This is a genomic window from Rugamonas sp. DEMB1 (genome assembly GCF_029834475.1).
Taxonomy (GTDB): Bacteria; Pseudomonadota; Gammaproteobacteria; order Burkholderiales; family Burkholderiaceae_D; genus Rugamonas; species Rugamonas rubra.
The window spans coordinates 6,632,314-6,649,123 of the sequence record NZ_CP122407.1 but is presented as its reverse complement, the minus strand read 5'-3'; the positions used below and the strand labels follow the sequence as shown (position 1 = coordinate 6,649,123).

11 protein-coding genes are annotated in these 16,810 nt (G+C 68.5%); 2 read left to right on the top strand and 9 right to left on the bottom strand.

What is annotated here, in order from left to right; genetic code table 11:
• Positions 1 to 119: 119 nt before the first annotated feature.
• From QC826_RS30650 to QC826_RS30640, 3 genes are all read right to left on the bottom strand, one after another.
• Positions 120 to 6,962, bottom strand: coding sequence for a heme utilization protein (locus QC826_RS30650; protein ID WP_279763789.1), 6,843 nt, complete (start codon positions 6,960 to 6,962; stop codon positions 120 to 122).
• Between the two features lie 158 nt (positions 6,963 to 7,120).
• Positions 7,121 to 8,086: a hypothetical protein gene (locus QC826_RS30645; protein ID WP_279763787.1), complete on the bottom strand. Its 966-nt coding sequence runs from the start codon at positions 8,084 to 8,086 to the stop codon at positions 7,121 to 7,123.
• Between the two features lie 238 nt (positions 8,087 to 8,324).
• A complete protein-coding gene (locus QC826_RS30640) occupies positions 8,325 to 8,765 on the bottom strand; it encodes a hypothetical protein (protein ID WP_279763786.1) in 441 nt (146 codons plus the stop codon).
• A gap of 223 nt (positions 8,766 to 8,988) precedes the next feature.
• Between QC826_RS30640 and QC826_RS30635 the strand changes: the two genes are divergently transcribed.
• Positions 8,989 to 9,828: an alpha/beta hydrolase gene (locus QC826_RS30635; RefSeq protein WP_279763785.1), complete on the top strand. Its 840-nt coding sequence runs from the start codon at positions 8,989 to 8,991 to the stop codon at positions 9,826 to 9,828.
• Between the two features lie 64 nt (positions 9,829 to 9,892).
• Here the strand turns inward: QC826_RS30635 and QC826_RS30630 are convergent, their stop codons facing one another.
• The 3 genes from QC826_RS30630 to QC826_RS30620 all read right to left on the bottom strand — a co-directional run bounded on the left by QC826_RS30630 (position 9,893) and on the right by QC826_RS30620 (position 13,692).
• On the bottom strand, positions 9,893 to 11,422 hold the full coding sequence (locus QC826_RS30630; protein WP_279763784.1) for a caspase family protein: 1,530 nt from the start codon (positions 11,420 to 11,422) through the stop codon (positions 9,893 to 9,895).
• A complete protein-coding gene (locus QC826_RS30625; RefSeq protein WP_279763783.1) occupies positions 11,422 to 12,618 on the bottom strand; it encodes a polysaccharide deacetylase family protein in 1,197 nt (398 codons plus the stop codon). Before QC826_RS30625 ends, QC826_RS30630 begins: the two co-directional genes overlap by 1 nt.
• A gap of 129 nt (positions 12,619 to 12,747) precedes the next feature.
• A complete protein-coding gene (locus QC826_RS30620; protein WP_279763782.1) occupies positions 12,748 to 13,692 on the bottom strand; it encodes a hypothetical protein in 945 nt (314 codons plus the stop codon).
• On the opposite strand from QC826_RS30620, the gene QC826_RS30615 reads away from it, so the two are divergent.
• On the top strand, positions 13,673 to 14,155 hold the full coding sequence (locus QC826_RS30615) for a hypothetical protein (RefSeq protein WP_279763781.1): 483 nt from the start codon (positions 13,673 to 13,675) through the stop codon (positions 14,153 to 14,155). The two genes, QC826_RS30620 and QC826_RS30615, sit on opposite strands and share 20 nt — an antisense overlap.
• Positions 14,156 to 14,197: 42 nt before the next feature.
• Here QC826_RS30615 and QC826_RS30610 read toward each other — a convergent pair whose 3' ends face one another.
• From QC826_RS30610 to QC826_RS30600, 3 genes are all read right to left on the bottom strand, one after another.
• A complete protein-coding gene (locus QC826_RS30610; protein ID WP_279763780.1) occupies positions 14,198 to 14,596 on the bottom strand; it encodes a hypothetical protein in 399 nt (132 codons plus the stop codon).
• A 63-nt stretch (positions 14,597 to 14,659) separates the two neighbouring features.
• Positions 14,660 to 15,802 (bottom strand): serine hydrolase domain-containing protein, encoded by a 1,143-nt coding sequence (locus tag QC826_RS30605; RefSeq protein ID WP_279763779.1) that lies wholly within the window; start codon positions 15,800 to 15,802, stop codon positions 14,660 to 14,662.
• Between the two features lie 111 nt (positions 15,803 to 15,913).
• On the bottom strand, positions 15,914 to 16,798 hold the full coding sequence (locus QC826_RS30600; protein ID WP_279763778.1) for a LysR family transcriptional regulator: 885 nt from the start codon (positions 16,796 to 16,798) through the stop codon (positions 15,914 to 15,916).
• Positions 16,799 to 16,810 lie beyond the last annotated feature (12 nt).

The following is a 16,810-nucleotide window of genomic DNA, read 5'->3' as shown; positions in this document are numbered from 1 at the left end:
GCGCTCTTTTTGATGCTTCTGTGCACATAATAAAAAAGCGGCAAGACCGTCAAGTCTTGCCGCTTTTCACTGCCGCCGGCGCGCGGCGGGGGTCTCCCGCCGCCGCGCGCCGGGCCGGCTTACTTCGGTGCCGCCAGGAAGCCGTGGCCGCCGTTCGACTGCAGCGCTTTCAGGCGCAGCGTGTCGTCGGACGAGGACAGCTGTTCGCCGCCGCCGAGCGCCTTGCCGTTGGCGTCGAACTGCTTGAGCACGTCGGCCAGCTGGGCCACGCTGGTGCCGACCTTGCTGCCCTGCACGTCCAGCTTGGTGGTCGACGGTGCCACTTCGGTGGCGCCGGCGCCGCCGAAGGAGGACATCGCCTGCACCAGGCCGGTGACGCTGCCGCGCAGGTCGCTTGGCGCCGCCGCCGCCTTGGCCGCCTGGTCCATGGCGAACCAGACGTCGGCCGCCGCGTGGGTCTTGCCGTCGCTGGTCTCGAAGGTCGACGTCGCGCCAACGATGTTGCCGTTGTTGAGCGAGGCATCCTGCTTGCCGTCCAGGTTCAGCTTGGTGATACCCAGCTGGTTCAGGGACTTCAGCTCGGCGGCCTGGCTGACGCCGTCGGCGTTGCCGTCGACCCAGACGCGCAGGTCGGCGAAGGCGCCGTCGGCGGCGCTGATGGCGCCGTCGCCGTTGCTGTCGAGCTCGGCCATGGCCTGGTAGCCGTTGCCGGCCTTCTGGCCGTTGGCCAGCGTGGTGCCGGAACCGAACAGCTCGCCACCGTCGTTGATCAGACCGTCGTGGTTGCGGTCCAGCGCCAGCAAGCCGTCGCCGCCGCCGACCCAACCCGTGCCGCCCTTGCTACCGGTGGCCAGCAGGTCGAACTGCACGCCGGCCGACAGCGCCAGGGTGTTGATGCCGTCGCCGTTCAGGTCGAGCACGATAGGCGTGCCCAGCGGCGAAGGCAGCGCGTTGATCTGGTCGGTGCTCAGGCCCGGCACCTGGGCGCTGGTGATCGCACAGACCTGGCTGGTGGTCAAGGCGTGGATCTGGTCGGTCGTCAGCGAGCGGATCTGCGTGGTGCTCAGCGCCGCGATGGCGCCGGTGCGCAGGGCCACGAAGTCGGCCGTCTCCATCGCCACCAGCTGGCTGGTGGTCAGCGCCTGCACCTGTTTGGTGGTGAAGGCGACGATCTGGCCGGTGCTCAGGCCGACGATCTGGTCGGTCGTCAGCGCCGCCACCTGCGAGGTGGTCAGGCCGGCGAACGAGGCGGTCTTCAGCGCGGCGACGTCCTCGGTGTTGAGGGCGGCGACGGCGGCGGTGCTCAGCGAAGCCACCTGGGCCGACGACAGCACGGCGACCTGGGCCGTGCCCAGCGCGACGGCCTGGTCGGTGCTCAGACCGGCCGACAGGGCGTTGGTGCTCAGCGCGGCGATCTGCGCGGTCGACAGGGCGACCACCTGGTCGGTCGTCAGCGCGGCGACCTGGGCGGTGCGCAGCGTGGCGATCGAGGCCGTTTTCATGACGGCGAGGTCGGCCGTTTCGATGGCGGCGACCGAGCCGGTCGACAGCGCGTTGACCTGCGCCGTGCTCAGCGCGTTGAGCTGCGCCGAGTTGAGCGCCACCACCTGGTCGGTGGTCAGGCCGGCGGCCAGGTTGGCGGTGCTCAGCGAGGCGACCTGCGCGGTGCTCAGCGAGGCGGCCTGGCCGGTGGTCAGGGCGGCGACCTGGGCGCTGTTGAGGGCGTTGATGGCGGCCGTCTTCAGGGCGACCAGATCGGCCGTTTCGAGGGCGGCGATGCCGTCGGTGCTCAGGGCGGCGACCTGGCTGCTGCTCAGCGCGTTGGCCTGGGCCGTCGCCAGGGCGACGATCTGGTCGGTCGTCAGGGCCTTGACCTGGTTGGTCGACAGGCCGGCGATGGCCGAGGTCTTCAGCGCGGCGAAGTCCTCGGTTTGCAGCGCGGCGACCGAGTTGGTCGACAGCGCGGCCACTTGGGCCGAGCTCAGCGCGGCGGCCTGGGCGGTGGTGAAGGCCACCGCCTGGTCGGTGCTCAGCGCCGACGACAGCTGCGTCGTGGTCAGGGCGGCGACCTGGTTGGCGCTCAGGCTGGTCACCTGGTCGGTGGTCAGCGCGGCCACCTGGGCGGTGCGCAGCGCGGCGATGGCGGCCGTTTTCAGGCCGACGATGTCGGCCGTCTCGATCGCCGCGATGGCGCCGGTGGTCAGCGAGCTGACCTGGTTGGTGCTCATCGCGTTGAGCTGGTTCGACGACAGCGCCACCACCTGGTCGGTGGTCAGGCCGGCCGACAGCTGGTTGGTGGTCAGGGCGGCGATCTGCGCGGTCAGCAGGGTGCCGATCTGGCTGGTCGTCACGGCCGCCAACTGGCCGGTGCTCAGGGCGGCGATGGCGGCCGTTTTCAGGGCCACCAGGTCGGCCGTCTCGAGGGCGGCGACGCTGTCGGTGCTGAAGGCGCCGACCTGCGCGCTGCTCAGCGCGCCGGCCTGGGCCACGGTCAGGGCGACGACCTGGTCGGTGGTCAGGGCCTTGGCCTGGTTGGTCGACAGACCGCCGATGGCGGCGGTGCGCAGCGCGGCGAAGTCGGCCGTTTCAAGGGCGACGATGTCGTTGGTCGACAGCGCGGCGACCTGTTGCGAGCTGAGCGCGCCGGCCTGGTCGGAACGCAGCGAGACGACCTGGTCGGTGGTCAGCGAGGCGATGTTGGCGGTGGTGATCGCCGCCACCTGGCCGGTGGTCAGGTTGGTGAACTGGTCGGTGGTCAGGGCGGCCCACTGCGCCGTCTTCAACGAGGCGATGATCGAGGTCTTCAGGCCGACGATGTCGGCCGTCTCGATGGCGGCGATGTTGTTGGTCGACAGCGCGCCGAACTGGTTGCTGCTGAGGGCGGCGAACTGGGCCGACGACAGCGCCACCACCTGGTCGGTGCTCAGGCTCGAGCCGATCTGGTTGGTGGTCAGCGAGGCGACCTGGGCGGTGCTCAGGCTGCTCACCTGGCCGGTGGTCAGCGCGACGACCTGGTTGGTGCTCATGGCGGCGATGGCGGCGGTTTTGATCGCCACCAGGTCGGCCGTCTCCAGCGCGGCGACGGCGTTGGTGCTCAGGCCGGCGACCTGGGCACTGTTCAGCGCGCCGGCCTGGGCGGTGCTCAGGGCGACGATCTGGTCGGTGGTCAGCGCGCCGGTCTGGTTGGTCGACAGGCCGGCGATGGCGGCCGTCTTCAGGTTGGCGAAGTCCTCGGTCTGCAGGGCGACGATGGAGTTGGTCGACAGCGCGGCGACCTGTTGCGAGCTGAGCGCGCCGGCCTGGTTGGACGACAGGGCGACGATCTGGTCGGTGGTCATCGCCGCCATGTTGGCGGTGGTGACGGCGCTGATCTGGCCGGTGGTCAGGTTGGACAACTGGTCGGTGGTCAACGCGGCCAGCTGGGCCGTTTTGAGCGAGGCGATGATCGAGGTCTTCAGGCCGACGATGTCGGCCGTCTCGATGGCGGCGATGTTGTTGGTCGACAAGGCGCCGAACTGGTTGCTGCTGAGGGCGGCGAACTGGGCCGACGACAGCGCCACCACCTGGTCGGTGCTCAGGCTCGAGCCGATCTGGTTGGTGGTCAGCGAGGCGACCTGGGCGGTGCTCAGGCTGCTCACCTGGCCGGTGGTCAGCGCGACGACCTGGTTGGTGCTCATGGCGGCGATGGCGGCGGTTTTGATCGCCACCAGGTCGGCCGTCTCCAGCGCGGCGACGGCGTTGGTGCTCAGGCCGGCGACCTGGGCACTGTTCAGCGCGCCGGCCTGGGCGGTGCTCAGGGCGACGATCTGGTCGGTGGTCAGCGCGCCGGTCTGGTTGGTCGACAGGCCGGCGATGGCGGCCGTCTTCAGGTTGGCGAAGTCCTCGGTCTGCAGGGCGACGATGCTGTTGGTCGACAGCGCGGCGACCTGTTGCGAGCTGAGCGCGCCGGCTTGGTTGGACGACAGGGCGACGATCTGGTCGGTGGTCATCGCCGCCATGTTGGCGGTGGTGACGGCGGCGATCTGGCCGGTGGTCAGGTTGGACAACTGGTCGGTGGTCAGGGCGGCCAGCTGGGCCGTCTTCAACGAGGCGATGATCGAGGTCTTCAGGCCGACGATGTCGGCCGTCTCGATGGCGGCGATGTTGTTGGTCGACAGGGCGCCGAACTGGTTGCTGCTGAGGGCGGCGAACTGGGCCGACGACAGCGCCACCACCTGGTCGGTGCTCAGGCTCGAGCCGATCTGGTTGGTGGTCAGCGAGGCGACCTGGGCGGTGCTCAGGCTGCTCACCTGGCCGGTGGTCAGGGCGACGACCTGGTTGGTGCTCATGGCGGCGATGGCGGCGGTTTTGATCGCCACCAGGTCGGCCGTCTCCAGCGCGGCGACGGCGTTGGTGCTCAGGCCGGCGACCTGGGCACTGTTCAGCGCGCCGGCCTGGGCGGTGCTCAGGGCGACGATCTGGTCGGTGGTCAGGGCGCCGGTCTGGTTGGTCGACAGGCCGGCGATGGCGGCCGTCTTCAGGTTGGCGAAGTCCTCGGTCTGCAGGGCGACGATGGAGTTGGTCGACAGCGCGGCGACCTGCTGCGAGCTGAGCGCGCCGGCCTGGTTGGACGACAGCGCGACGACCTGGTCGGTGGTCATCGCCGCCATGTTGGCGGTGGTGACGGCGCTGATCTGGCCGGTGGTCAGGTTGGACAACTGGTCGGTGGTCAACGCGGCCAGCTGGGCCGTTTTGAGCGAGGCGATGATCGAGGTCTTCAGGCCGACGATGTCGGCCGTCTCGATGGCGGCGATGTTGTTGGTCGACAGGGCGCCGAACTGGTTGCTGCTGAGGGCGGCGAACTGGGCCGACGACAGCGCCACCACCTGGTCGGTGCTCAACGAGGAAGCGATCTGGTTGGTGGTCAGCGAGGCGACCTGGGCGGTGCTCAGGCTGCTCACCTGGCCGGTGGTCAGCGCGACGACCTGGTTGGTGCTCATGGCGGCGATGGCGGCGGTTTTGATCGCCACCAGGTCGGCCGTCTCCAGCGCGGCGACGGCGTTGGTGCTCAGGCCGGCGACCTGGGCGCTACCCAGCGCGGCGGCCTGGGCGGTGCTCAGGGCGACGATCTGGTCGGTGGTCAGCGCGCCGGTCTGGTTGGTCGACAGGCCGGCGATGGCGGCCGTCTTCAGGTTGGCGAAGTCCTCGGTCTGCAGGGCGACGATGGAGTTGGTCGACAGCGCGGCGACCTGTTGCGAGCTGAGCGCGCCGGCCTGGTTGGACGACAGGGCGACGACCTGGTCGGTGGTCAGCGCGGCCATGTTGGCGGTGGTGACGGCGCTGATCTGGCCGGTGGTCAGGTTGGACAACTGGTCGGTGGTCAGCGCGGCCAGCTGGGCCGTTTTGAGCGAGGCGATGATCGAGGTCTTCAGGCCGACGATGTCGGCCGTCTCGATGGCGGCGATGTTGTTGGTCGACAGCGCGCCGAACTGGTTGCTGCTGAGGGCGGCGAACTGGGCCGACGACAGCGCCACCACCTGGTCGGTGCTCAACGAGGAAGCGATCTGGTTGGTGGTCAGCGAGGCGACCTGGGCGGTGCTCAGGCTGCTCACCTGGCCGGTGGTCAGGGCGACGACCTGGTTGGTGCTCATGGCGGTGATGGCGGCGGTCTTGATGGCCACCAGGTCGGCCGTCTCCAGCGCGGCGACGGCGTTGGTGCTCAGGCCGGCTACCTGGGCGCTGTTCAGCGCGGCGGCCTGGGCGGTGCTCAGGGCGACGATCTGGTCGGTGGTCAGGGCGCCGGTCTGGTTGGTCGACAGGCCGGCGATGGCGGCCGTCTTCAGGTTGGCGAAGTCCTCGGTCTGCAGGGCGACGATGGAGTTGGTCGACAGCGCGGCGACCTGTTGCGAACTGAGCGCGCCGGCCTGGTTGGACGACAGGGCGACGATCTGGTCGGTGGTCATCGCCGCCATGTTGGCGGTGGTGACGGCGCTGATCTGGCCGGTGGTCAGGTTGGACAACTGGTCGGTGGTCAACGCGGCCAGCTGGGCCGTCTTCAACGAGGCGATGATCGAGGTCTTCAGGCCGACGATGTCGGCCGTCTCGATGGCGGCGATGTTGTTGGTCGACAGCGCGCCGAACTGGTTGCTGCTGAGCGCGCCCAGCTGGCCGGAGGTCAGGGCCACCACTTGGTCGGTGCTCAGCGAGGAGCCGATCTGGTTGGTGGTCAGCGAGGCGACTTGGGCGGTGGTGAGGCTGGACACCTGGCCGGTGGTCAGCGCGACGACCTGGTTGGTGCTCATGGCGGCGATGGCGGCGGTCTTGATCGCCACCAGGTCGGCCGTTTCCAGCGCGGCGACGGAGTTGGTGCTCAAGCCGGCGACCTGGGCGCTGTTGAGCGCGCCGGCCTGGGCCACGCTGAGGGCGACGATCTGGTCGGTGGTCAGGGCGCTGGCCTGGTTGGTCGACAGGCCGGCGATGGCGGCCGTCTTCAGGTTGGCGAAGTCCTCGGTCTGCAGGGCGACGATGGAGTTGGTCGACAGCGCGCCGACCTGGGCCGAGCTGAGCGCGCCGGCCTGGTTGGACGACAGGGCGACGATCTGGTCGGTGGTCATCGCCGCCATGTTGGCGGTGGTGATGGCGGCGATCTGGCCGGTGGTCATGTTGGACAACTGGTCGGTGGTCAGGGCGGCCAGCTGCGCCGTCTTCAGCGCGGCGATGATCGAGGTCTTCAGGCCGACGATGTCGGCCGTCTCGATGGCGGCGATGTTGTTGGTCGACAGGGCGCCGAACTGGGCGGTGCTCAGCGCGCCCAGCTGGCCGGAGGTCAGGGCCACCACTTGGTCGGTGCTCAGCGAGGAGCCGATCTGGTTGGTGGTCAGCGAGGCGACTTGGGCGGTGGTCAGGCTGGTCACCTGGCCGGTGGTCAGGGCGACGACCTGGTTGGTGGTCAGGGCGGCGATGGCGGCGGTCTTGATGGCCACCAGGTCGGCCGTTTCCAGCGCGGCGACGGCGTCGGTGCTCAGGCCGGCGACCTGGGCGCTGTTGAGCGAGGCGGCCTGGGCGGTGCTCAGGGCGACGATCTGGTCGGTGGTCAGGGCCTTGGCCTGGTTGGTCGACAGGCCGGCGATGGCGGCGGTCTTCAGCGCGGCCAGGTGCCCTCGGTCTGCAGGGCGGCGATGCCGTTGGTGCTCAGCGCGGCCACTTGTTGCGAGCTCAGCGCGGCGGCCTGGGCGGTGGTCAGCGCCACCACCTGGTCGGTGCCCAGCGCGGCCATGTTGGCGGTCGAGATGGCGGCGGCCTGGACGGCGCTCAGCGCGGCGATCTGGTCGGTGGTCAGCGAGACCATCTGGGCGGTTTTCAGCGAGGCGATGACGGCGGTCTTGAGCGCGCCGATGTCGGCGGTCTCGATGGCGGCGACCGAGGCGGTGGCCATGGCGCCGACCTGGGCCGAGTTCAACACGGCGATCTGGCTCGAGGTCAGGGCCACCACCTGGTCGGTGGTCAGGCCGGCCGACAGGGCCAGGGTGCTCAGGGCGCCGATCTGGCCGCTGCTCAGGCTGGTGATCTGGTCGGTGGTCAGCGAGACCAGCTGGGCGGTCTGCAGGGCGGCGATGGCGGCGGTCTTGATGGCCACCAGGTCGGCCGTTTCCAGCGCGGCCAGCACGCCGGTGCTCAGCGAGGCGACTTGGGCGGTGCCCAGCGCGTTGGCCTGGGCGGTGGTCAGCGCGACGGCCTGGTCGGTGGTCATGGCGCGCAGGGCGTTGGTGCTCAGGCCGGCGACGGTGGCCGTCTTCAGCGCGGCGAAGTCGCCCGTCTCGAGGGCGGCGAAGGCGCTGGTCGACAGCGCCGACGCTTGCGCCGAGCTGAGGATGGCGGCCTGGCTGGACGACAGCGCGACGATCTGGTCGGTGGTGATGGCGTTGGCCAGCTGGTTGGTGGTGAGCACCGCGATGTGGTTGGTGTTCAGCGCGACGACCTGGTCGGTCGTCAGGGCGCGGAACTGGGCGGTGTTCAGGCCTGCGATATCAGCAGTCGCCAGACTTGCAATTGTTTGGGTCGACAGACTTGCGATCTGGTCGGTTGACATGCTGGTTACGAGGCTCATTTCCATTCTCCTTGGGGGGTACTACCTGAATTCAGTCAAGATAAGAGACGGAGCCGAGCGGGACTTCTCCCTGGGGCTCCTCCTCACTACCGCTGGCACATTGCCAATTTTTCACTCTGTTTTATTTGCCATGCCGAAGCGACGGCCGCAAGAAAGCCCTGCTTTCCATTCTTAACGTCAACAAAAAAGTTAACTTGAGTAAACGAAAGCCGGGATCTTGCTTAACTTCAACTTTATCTTATTGCTTCAAAATCAATAATTCACTGTAGTCCATTGCGCTCGGGTAAAGAGGGGAATGGCGACGCGCTTCGGTACAAAGCGACCAATCCCGCACTTTCATTAAGTAAACTTGTTTACATAGGGCAATTTCCTCTTGCACACTGCGCATGTCGCCGGGCGGACCAGAGACAGGCGGAATACGAACCGCGAGTATATCGTAAATAATTTCCCACGAGAACGTTTTTACCGGCCTGTCTCCTGCGTGCAACCTGATTTTCGAACAAGTTTTAGCCGGCCTCAACAGTGTCAAAAAAACCACTTCGCGGCGGCCGCCGCGACGCGCCGCCGGCGGCCGCCGCGGCCGCGCGCCTTGATTCACAGGGGAAACATCGGCGATCCCGATACTTTGCCGCAGAGAAATGACCGGACGATGACGGCGGCCGCCGGACGTTGCCGCCACCCAACTTCCCGCCGGTGGCCGGCCGCCCCGCCATGGCCTGTTTAGGGGATTGCCGCATTATCAAAAAGAAATATCCAGTGCCGGATGCACCACGCGGCGCGCGGCGGCGCCGTTGCAAATACGGTACAGGGGCGCCGGCGGCGCATGGGCGGCGCGGGGTTCGGCGGGCTTTTTTGTTCGCCAGCGCACAGCGCATCTCAGCCATGGGTGTAGAGTTGAACGCATGGATAACTCGAAAAAACTGGCCGGGGTTGCCGGCGTGGCCAGCATGCTGTGGCTGGCGATGACGGCGGCGGTGGCGGCCAACCAGCGCCGCCTGGTGTTCAATCCCACCGTCAAGCGCGAGGTCGAACGGCCGGCCAGCAGCGGCCACCGCACCCGCCCCATCGTGCTGCGCTCGAAGGACGGCACGCGCCTGTCCGGCTGGCTGATGACGCCGGCCGCGCTGGGGCCGCATCCGGCCGTGGTGTACTTCGGCGGCCGCTCGGAGGAGGTGTCGTGGGTGGCGCGCGACGCCGGCAAGCTGTTCCCCGGCATGGCCGTGCTGGCGGTCAACTACCGCGGCTACGGCGACTCGCACGGCGACCCGGCCGAGCACCACATGGTCGAGGACGGCCGCATGCTGTACGACTGGCTGGGCCAGCACCACCATGTCGACCCGCGCCGCATCGCCGTGGTCGGCCGCAGCCTGGGCTCGGGCGTGGCGGTGCAGGTGGCGCTGGAGCGCGACGCCCGCGCCATCGTCCTCATCACGCCCTACGACTCCTTGCTGGCGATCGCCAAGCGGCGCTTCCGCGCGTTGCCGATCGAATACGTGCTGCGCCACCGCTTCGAATCGGTCAAGTACGCCGCCGCCCTGATGGCGCCGACCTACGTGCTGCGCGCCGCCAGCGACGACATCGTGCCGCACTCGCACACCGACCAGCTGGTGGCCCGCCTGGGCCGCCTGCACGCCGACGAGACCGTGCCCGACTCCGACCACATGAACATCCCCTACCTGGACGGCACCCAGACCCGCATCGCCAACTTCCTCAGCCAGCAGTTCCTGCGCCCGCCCGCCTGAGCGGAGCGCCGTCCCGCGCCATGGCCGGGACGGCGGCGGCCGCGCCGGCCTCAGCCCGGCGTCCTCAGCCGAGCTTCTTCAGCTGCTCGCGGGCGTAGCCGGCGTTGGCGTGGTTGGGCGCCAGCTCGATGAAGCTGGTGTAGGCCTTTTTCGCCTTGTCGGCCTCGCCCAGGCGCATGCGCGCGTCAGCCAGGTTGAGGTAGGCGATGGCGCGCGAGGTGTCGATCTGCAGGGTGTTCTCGAACCAGCGCGCCGCCTCGGCGTACTTCTCCTGCTTGTAGAAGACGAAGCCGAGGTTGTTGGCGGCCAGGCCGAAGTCGGGACGGAACTTGAGCGCCTCGGTGAAGGCCGCCTCGGCCTGGGCGTACTGCTTCTCCTTGTACAGCTGCAAGCCCTTGTCGTTGGCGCGCTGCGCCAGCTGGCGGGCCGAGGCGTCGACCGGCTTGGCCGCCTCGATCTTCAGCTCGCCGCCCTGCAGGTTCTTCAGCACCACCGCCTTGCCCTCGGCCTGCTGCTGGCGCCCGGTGTCGAGCTTGCTGTTGAGGGCGATCGCCTCGCTCGACAGCTGGCCCGTCTGGGCGCTGAGGAACTCGGCCTCGACCGGCAGCTGGAAGACGAACTCGCCGCCCTCGGAACCGGGCAGGCTGCCGAAGGCCGGCGTCTGTTGCGACACGCTGGCCACCGCCGGCGCCACGTAGGCGGCCAGCTCGGTGGCGGTGATGACGCCGTCGCCGTTCAGGTCGGCCTTGCCGCCCAGCGCCTGCAACACCGTCCAGGTGAACACCGAATGGCCGCCGGGGCCGCCGTCGGCCACCATCTGGTCGGCGCCGCCGGCCGTCAGCATCTGCCGGCCCATGCGCCGCGCGTTGTCGCGCAGGAAGGCGGCGTTGCCGCCGCCGCGCGTCAGGCCCAGCCCGCTGTAGCAGGCGTCCATCAGGAACAGCACGTGCTTGGCGTTCAGGCTCTCGGCGATGTTCTGCAGGTCGGTCATCGGAATGGCGTCGACGCTGACCTGGTTGGGGTCGGAGTCGACCGGGATGATGTAGCCCAGGTTGCGCCCCGAGCTGAGCTGGCGGGTGGCGCCGTGGCCGGCGAAGAAGACGAAGACGCGGTCGTCCTTCTTCAACTGGGCGTCGGCCAGCTTGTCGTGGAACACCGCCAGGATGTTGTTGCGGGTGGCCTCGCCGTTGCTCAGCGAGAAGACCTTGTTGCGGTCGAAGCCGAAGCGGGTCACCAGGGTGTCGCGGATGGCGTTGGCGTCCTGCACGGCGTACTGCAGCTTGGGCCACTTCTGGTAATCGTTGACGCCGATCACCACGGCGTAGCTGTTGGCGTAGCCGCTGCTCGGCGCCACCTTGTCCGGCTCCGGCTTGGCGCCGCGCGCCACGGTGAACTCGCTGCCGTTCCAGCCGGCGAAGCTGTAGCCGTCGGCGATCAGCTTGTCGAGCACCATCGGCAGCGCCTTGACGCTGCGGGCGTGGATGTCGTGGAACAGCACGATGCCGCGCTGCTCCTTGCCCAGCGTGGTCAGCACGCGGTTGGCGATCGAGTTGGGCACCGGGTCGGCCCAGTCGAGCGAGTCGACGTTCCACATCACCGAGCGCAGGCCCAGCTTGGCCAGGATGGCCAGGCGTCGGCGTTGTGGGCGCCGTAGGGGAAGCGGAACAGGCTCGAGCGGCGCGCGTCGACCGACTTGAGCATCTGGTCGGTGTGGGCGATCTCGCCGTACAGCTGGTCGCCGCTCTGCTTGGACAGCAGGGCGTGGCTGTAGCTGTGGTTGCCGACGGCGTGGCCGGCGTCGAGCAGTTGGCGGCTGGTGGCGGCGGACTTGCCGGGGATCTCCTTGCCTTGGGCGTCGAGCTTGCCCAGGTTGCGGCCGACCTGGAAGAACACGCCGGGCACGTTGTATTGCTTGAGGATGGCGGCGATCTCCTCGGTGTAGCTGCCGTGCGGACCGTCGTCGAAGGTCAGCACCACGGTCTTGGGCGGCAGCGCGTTGCCGAAGATCTCCTTGCCCGGCGCCGGCGCCGCTGCGGCGGTGGAGGCCGATGCGGACGCCGCTGCCGACGCGGACGCCGCGCCGTCGCCGGCGGCGGCCGGCGGCTCGGCGTAGGGCACGATGACGCCGTAGTCCTTCATGATCTGCTCACGGCTGTACAGCTTGCGCAGATGGGCGACGTAGTCGTCCCAGCGCTCGCGCTTGGGCACGATGGCGCGGCTGTCGAAGCGGCCGAAGATGTCCTTGAGCTCCTTGTCGTACTGCTTCTCGATGTCCTCCAGCGCGGCGAGGTCTTCGCCGACCCGCTTGTGCAGCTTGATGGCCGGCAGCGTCTGGTCGGCGGCGGCCAGCTTTTGCAGGCTCAGCAGCACTTCGCGGAAGGCCAGGCGGTCGGCGTCGTACAGGTCGGCGGCCGACTCGATCCAGGCCAGCATGGCGTCGGTGGCGGCGTCGCGCTGGGCCGCCGGCAGGGCGCGCATCTGCCGCAGCTGCAGCTCGATGGCGGCCAGGCGCTCCAGGTTCTCGTGGAACAGCGACTGGCCGACCTGGCTGGCGGCCTGCTTGTCGGCGGCGCTCATGCTCTGCTCGTCGGCCAGCAGGACGATGATCTTGCGGTGGGCGGCGAGCAGGTCGAGCAGCGCCGGCGGCACGTTTTGCGCGCTGCCCGGCTGGCTGGCGGCGCTGCCGGCCGCGCCGGCCGGCGGCGGGGTTTTCAGGTAGAGGAAGGCGGCGGCGCCGAGGGCGGCCACGGCCACTACGGCGGCGGCGGCGAGGTGCTTGCGAGATGTCATGAGGAGGACCGTGTCCGGTGAGCAACGAATCCGGGCATTTTATGACATTTCTGCCAATCTGGCCGAAAGGCTCAGTTGAGCGAGCGCATGGCGCCGGCTGGCGGCCGCGCCGCCGCCGGCCGGCGCGGCTCAGCGCTGGGTCGTTTCGGACTCGGCCACGGCCGTGCTTTCGCGCAGGAACTTCGCCGCGTCGTCGAGCTGGTGGTCCTCGAAGGCCCAGTTGGCCTTGATCGCCACCGTGCCGTCCGGCGCCTGGGCCACGTCCATGGTGCTGATGCCCAGGCCGCGATGGAAGGCCGACACCTTCTTGCCCGACTCCAGGTCGAGCACGTAGACGTCGGCCACGCCGTTCTCCATCGTCACCGCGATCGGGCCGGACGGCGTGGCGTACCAGTCGGCCTTCCAGTAGTAGTGGCCGAAGTTGCGGCCGGTGTCGCTGTAGAGCGACTCGAAGCTGGCCATCGAGGCGCAGTCGTTGACGAAGTTGTTGCGCTTCTGGCAGTTGCCCATCACCGTGCGGTTCTTGCCGCTGACCTGCACGTTGAGCAGGTGCAGCTTGCCGCTGTCCAGGTTCATCAACGCGTAGTCCTCCTTGTTGGACAAGCCGGCCACCGCGCCCAGGCTCTTGAAGGAGTTGATCACAGAGGCCAGGCTGCCGCGCGTTTCGTCGGCCGGCTTGGCGCGCTCGAGCATCACGTAGCGCGTCACGCCGACGTTGCCGCGCTGGAAGGGCGTGACATTCCAACCCTCCGGTACGGCGGCGCCCTTGGCGCCCTTGCCCGGCTCGTAGCGGAACAGCGAGCCGGCGCGCGCCACGATGAAGCCGCGCGCCAAGGGCATCGCCGTGTCGCCGCTGAAGGTCTTGCCGGTGACGGTGTTGACCTGCCAGCCGGCGCCGGACTGGCGGCCGGTGGCGAAGGTGACCGGTTCGGCGTCGCTGCCGGCGCGCAGGTATTTGTAGCTCAGGCCGTCGCCGGTGCGCACGGTGTAGCTGATGTCGCCGCTCAGCACGTCGTAGGCGTAGGTCTTGATCTGCCCTTCCGGATCGAGGAAGGTGGCGCCGCCTATCTTCAAAGCCGTCGCGCGCGCCCTCGATCTTCAGGTTGGGCTTGGCCGGGCCGAGCGCGGCCAGCCTTTGCGCCAGCGCCTCCTCGGTGATGCTGGCGCCGGCGCCGGCCGGCTGCGCGGCAAAGCCCTGCTGCTGCTGCGCCGGATAGCCCTGTTGCGCGGCGGCTTGCTGCGCGCCGCCGTTGGCCAGGCTGGCCAGGCCGCCCAGTCGGGCCAGCATGTTCAAACTCGTCGCGCGCCACTGCTCGAGCATCTTCTGCTCCTCCTCGGGCGTCGGCTGGCGGCCGATCTGCTTGCTGTACAACTCGCGCAGGCTGGTCAGCATGTCCTGTTCCTGCGGCGTCAAGCTGGCCGCCAAGCACTGGTTCGACAGCAACAACAGCAACGACACGACGATCATTCTCTTCATGCTGACACTCCCAAGGATAGCTGGCTTGAGAGTTATTGTAAGCTCATTAATGACTTTTAGATAATATTTCAGGCCGTAAAAAGACGATCCTACAACACCCGTTCACGGCCGTGTCGGCGCCGCCGAGCGACGGCGGACCAGCACCAGCGCGGTCGCCGCCAACAGGGTGGCGGCGATCAGATTGAGTACCAGCGTGGCGCCGTGCAACTGCAGCACCACGCCGATACTGGTGCCGGCCTTGACGCTGAAGGCGCGCCCGCCGTCGTGCGGATAGTAGCTGAGCACTTGCAGGCCGTAGTACAACACGCCCCCCCACAGGCCGGCGGCGCGCCCGCGCAGGCACAGCGCCGCCGACACGCAACCGAGCGCGGCGGCCAACACCAGCCCGGCCAGCGCGCCGTCCTCGTGCGCCGGCCCGAGCAGGCCGAACACCACGGCGACGGTCAACACGCCGTTCAACAACAGCACCCGGGCCAACCACTTTTCAAATTCCGCCATCATCGGCACCCTTTCCTGTGTCCACGGGCGGCCGCTGCCGCCCTCGCCCCGCATGATAGCGACAAATCAGGGCTTCTGTATGGCCGGCAGCACGTAGTTGCGCAGGATGTCGAAGGGCCGCTCGGCCTTGTCCGAGTTGTAGTTCTCGCCGGTGAAGACGACCACCAGGTCCGCCTCGGGGATGATGAAGATCATCTGCCCGCCGTTGCCCCAGGCGAAGCTCATGGTCACCTGCTTGCCGCCCACCTGCTCGAAGTGCAACCACCACAGGTAGCCGTATTTCCAGCCGTTGTCGATGAGGGCCTGCTTGCCGGTCGAGCGGGCGATCCAGTCGGCCGACACCACCTGCTTGCCCTCCCACACGCCGCCTTGCAGCACCAGCTGGCCCAGCTTGGCCAGGTCGCGCGGGCGCAGTTGCAGGTGGCCGCCGGTGTCGGTCTGGCGGTGGTTGTCGAAGTCGGCCCAGCGCGCCTGCGTGATGCCCAGCGGATTGAACAGGCCGGCGCTGGCGAACGCCGGGATCGACTGCTTGCTCGCCTCGGCGACCACGCGCCCCAGCGCCACCACGCCGGCGGTGCAATAGTGGCCCTCGCCGCCGGGCGCGGCGCGCTGCGGCAGGTTGACGAAGAAGCCGACCCAGTCGGTGGTGGGGTACATCTTGTCCTCGTTGCCCGGCGAGCCGGCGTCGCGGTCGTCGCAGGCCAGGCCGCTGCTCATCGTCAACACGTTGGCCAGGGTGATGTTCTGCTTCAGGGCCGGTGCGCCCGGATAGGCCGCGCCCAGGTACTTGCTGATCGGATCGTCGATGCTGGCGACCAGGCGCTGGTCGATGGCGATGCCGACCAGCAGCGAGGTGATGCTCTTGGTGGCCGAGCGCAGGTCGTGCAGCGTGTCCTTGTTGTAGCCGTTCCAGTACTGCTCCAGCACCGGCTTGCCGTGGCGCAGCACCAGCATGCTGGCCATGCCGTGCACAGCCGGCGCCGGCAACTCGCTGACGGCGCGGCCGAGCATGGCGCCGTCCATGCCCACCTCGGCCGCCGGCGCGATGACCCAGCGCTCGGTATCGTTGGGCGGCACCGGCACCGGCACCGGCGGGCTTGAATTGCCGCCGGCGCCACCGCCACCGCAGGCGTTCAGCAGCAGCCCCAGGACGGCACAGGCGGCCAGCGAGGCGGCGCGCTGCGGGAGGAGTTTCTTGCTGCGGTTCATAGGCGGTTCCTGTCATGGTGAGGCGAGACGGTGGCGGGCCGCCGTGCCGAGAAATTATCAAGAATGAAAATTGCAATCCTAGCAATTTTCCACCACATTGTGGGAAATGTTTTAGTTCTCCTGGAAACGCTCCGTCAGAAAATCGACAAAACTGCGCAACTTGGGCGAGCGATAGCGGTCCGGTAGATAAACCACGCTCATCGGCCGGCTGGCCAGCTCATGCTCGGGGAACAGGCGCACCAGGCGGCCGTCGCGCACATCGGCCTGCAACAGAATCGCCGGTTGCAGCACGATGCCCAGGCCATGCAAGGCGGCCACCCGCAGCGCCTGGCCGTGGTTGACCTGCAGGCGGCCCGAAATGGGCACGCGGCTGGTGCCGTCCTGGTCGCTCAAGCGCCAATGCGCCAGCACCGAGGGGGCAAACGACAGGCACTCGTGGCGGCTGAGATCCTCCGGCACGGCCGGCGTGCCGCGCCGCGCCAGGTAGTCGGGCGAGGCGCACATCATCATCCGGTACGGCGCCAGCGGCTTGGCGATCAGCGCCGAGTCGGGCAGCTGGCCGATGCGGATGGCCGCCTCGAAGCCCTCCTCGACCAGGTCGACCACGCGGTCGCACAGGGCGACGTCGACGCTGACGTCGGGATAGCGGTCGAGGTAGTCGCGCAGCGCCGGCATCAGCGCCTCGGTGCCGAAGGTGACCGGGGCGCTGATGCGCAACTGGCCGGCCGGCGCCAGTTGCATCTGCTGCGCCTGGGCGTCGGTTTCCGCCACCAGACGGAGAATTTCCTTGCAGCGCAGGTAGTAGTCCTCGCCGAAGGCGGTCAGGTGCTGGCGCCGCGTGGTGCGGTTGAGCAGGCGCATGCCCAACCGCTTTTCCAGCGTGCGCAGATGGTTGCCGGCCATCGTCGCCGAGATGCCGCAGGCCGTGGCGGCGGCGCTGAGGCTGCCTTTTTCGGCCGCCGCGACGTAGACCTTCATGCTGTCGAGCAAATCCATTCAACACTCCCG

Excerpts from the sequence above, each read along its gene's own strand:
- QC826_RS30645 (WP_279763787.1), bottom strand. The coding sequence starts at position 8,086 with ATGAGCCTCGTAACCAGCATGTCAACCGACCAGATCGCAAGTCTGTCG.
- QC826_RS30635 (WP_279763785.1), top strand. The coding sequence starts at position 8,989 with ATGGATAACTCGAAAAAACTGGCCGGGGTTGCCGGCGTGGCCAGCATG.
- QC826_RS30630 (WP_279763784.1), bottom strand. The coding sequence starts at position 11,422 with ATGTGGAACGTCGACTCGCTCGACTGGGCCGACCCGGTGCCCAACTCG.
- QC826_RS30625 (WP_279763783.1), bottom strand. The coding sequence starts at position 12,618 with ATGACATCTCGCAAGCACCTCGCCGCCGCCGCCGTAGTGGCCGTGGCC.
- QC826_RS30610 (WP_279763780.1), bottom strand. The coding sequence starts at position 14,596 with ATGATGGCGGAATTTGAAAAGTGGTTGGCCCGGGTGCTGTTGTTGAAC.
- QC826_RS30605 (WP_279763779.1), bottom strand. The coding sequence starts at position 15,802 with ATGAACCGCAGCAAGAAACTCCTCCCGCAGCGCGCCGCCTCGCTGGCC.
- QC826_RS30600 (WP_279763778.1), bottom strand. The coding sequence starts at position 16,798 with ATGGATTTGCTCGACAGCATGAAGGTCTACGTCGCGGCGGCCGAAAAA.